The sequence below is a fragment of the Arthrobacter sp. UNCCL28 genome (assembly GCF_900102805.1).
Classification (GTDB): Bacteria; Actinomycetota; Actinomycetes; order Actinomycetales; family Micrococcaceae; genus Arthrobacter; species Arthrobacter nicotinovorans_A.
This window is the reverse complement of the sequence record NZ_FMWE01000014.1, coordinates 42848-48893: the sequence shown is the minus strand read 5'-3', so window position 1 is coordinate 48893 and position 6046 is coordinate 42848. Positions and strand designations below refer to the sequence as shown.

4 protein-coding genes are annotated in these 6046 nt (G+C 64.0%); all 4 read right to left on the bottom strand.

Annotated features, from left to right (window positions below; all coding sequences use genetic code 11):
- Positions 1-767, bottom strand: a 767-nt coding sequence (locus BLQ01_RS21570; RefSeq protein WP_175493517.1) for a serine dehydratase beta chain, incomplete at its 3' end; no start/stop codon positions are given.
- Between the two features lie 557 nt (positions 768-1324).
- Positions 1325-1711, bottom strand: coding sequence for a glycine cleavage system protein GcvH (gcvH, locus tag BLQ01_RS21565; RefSeq protein WP_026542540.1), 387 nt, complete (start codon positions 1709-1711; stop codon positions 1325-1327).
- A gap of 322 nt (positions 1712-2033) precedes the next feature.
- Entirely contained in the window at positions 2034-3167 is a 1134-nt protein-coding gene (gene gcvT / locus BLQ01_RS21560; RefSeq protein WP_091554331.1) for a glycine cleavage system aminomethyltransferase GcvT, read from the bottom strand.
- A gap of 13 nt (positions 3168-3180) precedes the next feature.
- Positions 3181-6027, bottom strand: a complete 2847-nt coding sequence (gene gcvP, locus BLQ01_RS21555) for an aminomethyl-transferring glycine dehydrogenase (protein WP_091554330.1) — start codon at positions 6025-6027, stop codon at positions 3181-3183.
- Positions 6028-6046: the final 19 nt, after the last annotated feature.

Below are 6046 nucleotides of genomic sequence, written 5' to 3'. Positions count from 1 at the left end.
AGCCGCTCCAACCAATCAGGAGCACGACGCCGGACCCGCAACCCACCAGGAAGCACACCCTCACGCTTCAAACTGGTTTCAACACAGGCCTCCATCACGGACCAGATATGCAGCAAACCCTCCCGGATCTCCTCCTCGGACCGGGACGCACGCTCATTAATGAACATAATGTCGCTGATCCCCAACCCCTTGGACGCACACCGGCCCAACAACTCCGCCGCCGTCCTAAACGGCAACGGCAACTCCTTCTTGGACTCCTCCAACTCCTGCTGCGCAGCGTTCTCCTCACCCTCTCGTTTAATGAACCCGCCACCCACCGAGAAGAACGTCGCCTCCCGCACGATGTTTCCCTCAGCATCCGAGACAGCAAACTTCATCCCGTTCGTATGCCGCGGCAACACCGTCAACGGATGCAGAATCATGTCCTCCACCGCGTACGGCAACTCCACCCCCTCACCAGAGGCACCAGCCAGGTTCAACACACCCGTCTCCGCAATAGCAGCCAACCGCGCCTCCACCTCGTCAGGCAGGATCAGCTCAGGGTGATACCCCTCCAAACCCAACAGCGTGGCCGTCATGGTCCCATGACCACGACCCGTCGCAGCCAACGACCCATACAAATCCACCCGCAACGACGCCACCGAACCCAGGACACCAGCGTCCCTCAACTCACCAGCAAACACCGCAGCAGCACGCATCGGCCCCACAGTATGCGAACTCGACGGACCAATACCCACAGAGAACAGATCGAAAACACCAACAGCCATGGTCGGGATTCCTTAATACAGTTTGAAACGGTCCGGCAGATGGTCCTGCCGGATGGCCTCCCCCGCTTGTGGCGGAGATCGGCCGAAGCACGACGCCGGATGGCCCCCAAAGGCGGCAACCCGGCGTCGCAATTTTATTCAGTTCTACAATCCCACGCTACGCCACTGCGCTTGAGTGGTGGAGGGCTGCCCGATCGGCCAAGCTCGGCCGCTGCAACGCCCAATACGGGGATTCGCTGCAAACATGCCATGCGCACGGCACCCCCAGCAGCAAACCCACGAATACGCCAAACAACACCTCACCGGAACCCGAACTAGCCCCACCTGGGACTGGCATCCAAGCTCGGCCGCTGCAACGCCCACTACGGGGATTCGCTGCCAAACATGCCATGCGCACGGCACCCCCAGCAGCAAACCCACGAATCGGCCGGCGCACTTGGGGTCGTCGTCCGGAAGCGGGCGCCCAAAGGAGCATCGCATCCGCCCAGCGGGTGCCTATGCGACCGAGCCCGCGGAGGATGCCAGCCCCAACGGGCGCCAGCTAAGAGGAGCAGGGCTTAGGAGAGGTCTCCGCCATTCTTGGAGGCGTATTCCTCGGCGGACAGCAGCGGGCCGTCGGACTCGGCGGCGACCTTGAACAGCCAGCCGGCGCCGTAGGGGTCGTTGTTGATCAGTGCGGGGTCCGAGACAACGGCGTCGTTGATCTCCGTGACCTCGCCGGTGACCGGCGAGTACAGGTCCGAGACGGACTTCGTGGACTCAACTTCGCCACAGGTCTCGCCAGCGGTCACCGTGGAGCCAACCTCGGGCAGGTCAACGTACACAATGTCACCCAGAGCGTCGGTGGCAACCTCGGAAATACCGACGGATACCGAGTTCCCTTCGCCGCGGGAAACCCACTCGTGCTCGTCGGAGTACTGAAGTTCGGGCGCTACTTTGGGCATTCTGTTTCCTTTACGTGTAGTGGCTACATCTAATTGTGTCGTGTCTGGGCCGTGAGCGTGGCTGATTCGCGGGCGTGGGGCACCGAATTCCTCCGCGTGCTGCTCCTCCGTCGCTTTGACGCACGCTTCCGGAATCCGCTCCCCCACCGCACGGCCACGCGAGTCAGACCTTCGGAACTACGCGGGCCCCTTCGAGTCCGGGATCCGGAAGCGTGCGTCCAAGGGAGCGTCACGTCCGCTCAGCGGGCGTTCCCGCGACCGAGCACGCGGAGGATGCCGGACCCGACGGGCTTTTGGGCGACCCGTCGGGTACGGCTCCGGCTTACTTTTGGCGTTTGTAGAACGGCAGTGCGACGACTTCGAACGGCTCGCTCTTACCGCGGAGGTCAATGTCCAGGGCCGTTCCCAGCTCTGAATGCTCGACGTCGACATACGCCAACGCTACCGGGTAGCCGAGCGTGGGGCTTGGCTGGCCGGACGTGACTTCGCCAATTACTGCGCCGTCCTTGAGGACCGGGTAGTGGCCTCGGCCGGCACGGCGGCCCAGGCCCTTGAGGCCAACAAGCTTGCGTCCGCTGGTGGAGCCTGCGCCATCTGCCTTGAGGGCAGCGAGTGCGTCCTTGCCCACGAAGTCGCCTTCCTTGGACAGAGCCACCACCGGTCCGAGTCCTGCTGCGAAGGGGTTGCCTTCGCGGGAGAGCTCGTTGCCGTAGAGCGGCATGCCGGCTTCCAGGCGCAGGGAGTCGCGGGAAGCCAGGCCGGCGGGAGTGAGTTCGCCTTCTTCAGCGGCGTCGGCGATGGCCTGCCAGAGGGCGGCTGCGGAATCGTTAGCTACGAAGATCTCGAAGCCGTCTTCGCCGGTGTACCCGGTGCGGGCCAACAGCAGTTCCTGCGTGCCGCCGTCGAACGTGAACGGGACATCAACCGCGGCGTAGTACTTCAGGTCGGTGACCAGCGCGTGTTGTTCGGCGGGCACCAGGCGGAGGAGGATCGCTTCAGCCAGGGGTCCCTGAACGGCAATCAGCGAGGTCCCAGCGGATGCGTCCTCAACGACGACGTCGAACCCGGCGGCGCGCTCCAGAAGGGCTGCGGCAACAACCGCAGCGTTTCCGGCGTTCGGTACCACGAGGAACTTCTCCTCACCGCGACGGTAGGCGATGAGGTCGTCGATGATTCCGCCGTCTTCCTGGCAGATCAGCGAGTACTTGGCTTTGCCGATTGCCATGGCGGAGATTTTGCCCACCAGGGCGTAGTCCAGGAAGGCTGCTGCCTCGGGACCGGTGACCCAGACTTCGCCCATGTGGGAGAGGTCGAACAGGCCCGCGGACTTGCGGACAGCATGGTGCTCAGCCAACTCCGAGGAGTATTTGAGCGGCATCTGCCAGCCACCGAAGTCGGTGAAGGAAGCGCCGAGTTTCTTGTGCTCTTCGTAAAGAGCTGTGTAGTTCTCGTTCATTTTCCGGAACCCCTTAGTTCTCGAAGTCTTCGATCGGCGGGCAGGAGCAGACCAAGTTGCGGTCACCTGCGGCGCCGTCGATACGGCCGACCGGCGGGAAGTACTTGTCCTGCTTGAGGTGGTGGACCGGGAAGGCAGCCTGCTCGCGTGGGTACGCCCGGTCCCAATCGGAACTTACGACGGCGGCAGCCGTGTGGGGCGCGCGGCGAAGCGGGGAATCCTGCACGGAGAAATCGCCGTGAGCCACCTGCTCAATCTCGGCACGGATGGTGATCATGGCTTCGATGAAGCGGTCGATCTCGGCAAGGTCCTCGGACTCGGTGGGCTCCACCATCAGGGTTCCGGCAACCGGGAAGGCCAGGGTGGGGGCGTGGAAGCCGAAGTCGATCAGGCGCTTGGCAACGTCCTCAGCGGTGACGCCGGTCTTGGCCGTCAGTTCGCGGAGGTCCAGGATGCACTCGTGGGCCACCAGTCCGCCCTCGCCGGTGTAGAGGACCGGGAAGTGGTCGTTCAGGCGGGATGCGATGTAGTTTGCAGCCAGCAGCGCCGACTTGGTTGCCTCGGTGAGGCCCTGGCCACCCATGAGCTTCACGTAGGCCCAGGAGATGGGCAGAACGCCGGCGGAACCGAAACGCGATGCCGAAATGGGCACGTCGTTGCCTTCGGTCCAGGAGGCTGCATCGCCTGGCATGAACGGTGCAAGGTGCGCCTTGGCTGCCACAGGCCCGACACCCGGGCCGCCGCCGCCGTGCGGGATGCAGAACGTCTTGTGCAGGTTCAGGTGGGATACGTCGCCGCCGAACTTGCCCGGCTGAGCGAGCCCAACAAGGGCGTTGAGGTTTGCGCCGTCAATGTAGACCTGACCGCCGGCTGCGTGGATGGCGTCGCAGACTTCGCGGACGTCGGCATCGTACACACCATGCGTGGACGGGTAGGTGATCATGATGGCCGACAACACCTCGCGGTTGGCCTCGATCTTGGCGGCAAGGTCCGCGTGATCGATCGTGCCGTCAGCAGCCGTGGCCACCACAACAACCTTCATCCCGGCCAGCACTGCCGAGGCCGCGTTGGTGCCGTGGGCGGACGCGGGAATGAGGCAGACGTTGCGCTGCTCGTCGCCACGGGACAGGTGGTAGCCACGGATGGCCAACAGACCCGCGAGCTCGCCCTGGGAACCGGCGTTCGGCTGGATGGAAACCTGGTCGTAGCCGGTGATCTCGGTCAGCTGGGATTCGAGGTCCGTGATGAGTTCACGCCAGCCCTCGGTCTGGGAATCCGGAGCGAACGGGTGGATGGAGGCGAACTCGGGCCAGGAAATGGCTTCCATCTCAGCGGTGGCGTTCAGCTTCATGGTGCACGAACCCAGCGGGATCATGGTGCGGTCCAGCGCGAGGTCCCGGTCCGAGAGCTTCCGGATGTAGCGCAGGAGCTGGGTTTCGGAGCGGTGCGTGTTGAACACCGGGTGCTGCATGAAGTCGCTGGTGCGCTCCACGGAAGCTTCAAGCGCGAAGCCTTCAACGGCTTCGGAAACCGAAGCCCCGAAGACAGCAGCGACGTCAGCGACAACCTCTGACGTGGTGGTCTCATCAACAGAGATACCAACAGTGTCAGCGTCAACGCCGCGCAGGTTGATGCCCTTGGCCTCGGCAGCAGCGACGATCTCTGCAGCCTTGCCCGGGACGCGGACCGTGATGGTGTCGAAGAAGGAACCGTGAAGGACCTCGACGCCGGCAGCCTTCAGTGACGCTGCGAGGGTGCGGGCGTGGCTGTGGGCGGTCTCGGCAATCGCCTTCAAACCCTCCGGGCCGTGGTAAACGGCGTACATGGAGGCCACGATGGCCAGCAGTGCCTGCGCGGTGCAGATGTTGGAGGTGGCCTTCTCGCGGCGGATGTGCTGCTCACGTGTCTGCAGCGCCAAGCGGTAGGCGGGGACACCGGCGTCGTCCTTCGAAACGCCCACCAGACGGCCGGGCATGGAACGCTCCAGGCCCTTCTGGACGGCCATGTAGGCCGCGTGCGGGCCGCCGAAGAACAGCGGAACACCCAGGCGCTGCGCGGAACCAACAGCAATATCGGCGCCCTGCTCACCGGGAGGGGTGATGAGCGTCAGGGAGAGGAGGTCGGCTGCGACCGTGACCAGCGCGCCGCGTTCCTTGGCTTCAGCAATGACAGCAGAGTGGTCGAACACGCGGCCGGAAACGCCGGGCTGCTGCAGGACAACGCCGTTGATGGCTCCTTCCGGGAGGCCCAGGGAGAGATCGGCGACCTCAACCTCGAAGCCGAGTGCTTCGGCGCGGCCCTTGACGATGGCGATGGTCTGCGGGAGGCAGTCGGCATCGAGGACGGTCTTGCCGTCCTGGACAGCCTTGTTCTTGTTGGCGCGGCGCATCATGAGGACGGCTTCGGCAACGGCGGTTGCTTCGTCAAGCAGGGAGGCGTTGGCGATGGGCAGGCCAACCAGGTCCTGGACCATGGTCTGGAAGTTCAGCAGCGCTTCAAGGCGGCCCTGGGAGATTTCCGGCTGGTACGGGGTGTAGGCGGTGTACCAGGCCGGGGACTCAAGGATGTTGCGGCGGATCACCGGCGGGGTCACGGTGTCATAGTAGCCCTGGCCGATCATCTGGACGGCAGTCTTGTTCTTGGATGCGAGCTTGCGCAGTTCGGCAAGAACCTCGACTTCGCTCAGCGCGTTTTCCAGGGTGAGGGCAACATCCTGGCGGATATCGTTCGGAACGGCGGTGTCGACCAGCGAATCGACGGTGTCGTAGCCGACGGACTTGAGCATGGTCTCAATCTCGGACTGGCGGCGGGCGCCAATATGCCGATCGACGAAGGTGGTGGAGGCAGAACTAACCGTCACGAAGGAACTCCATTACTTG

Excerpts from the sequence above, each read along its gene's own strand:
- gcvH (WP_026542540.1), bottom strand. The coding sequence starts at position 1,711 with ATGCCCAAAGTAGCGCCCGAACTTCAGTACTCCGACGAGCACGAGTGG.
- gcvT (WP_091554331.1), bottom strand. The coding sequence starts at position 3,167 with ATGAACGAGAACTACACAGCTCTTTACGAAGAGCACAAGAAACTCGGC.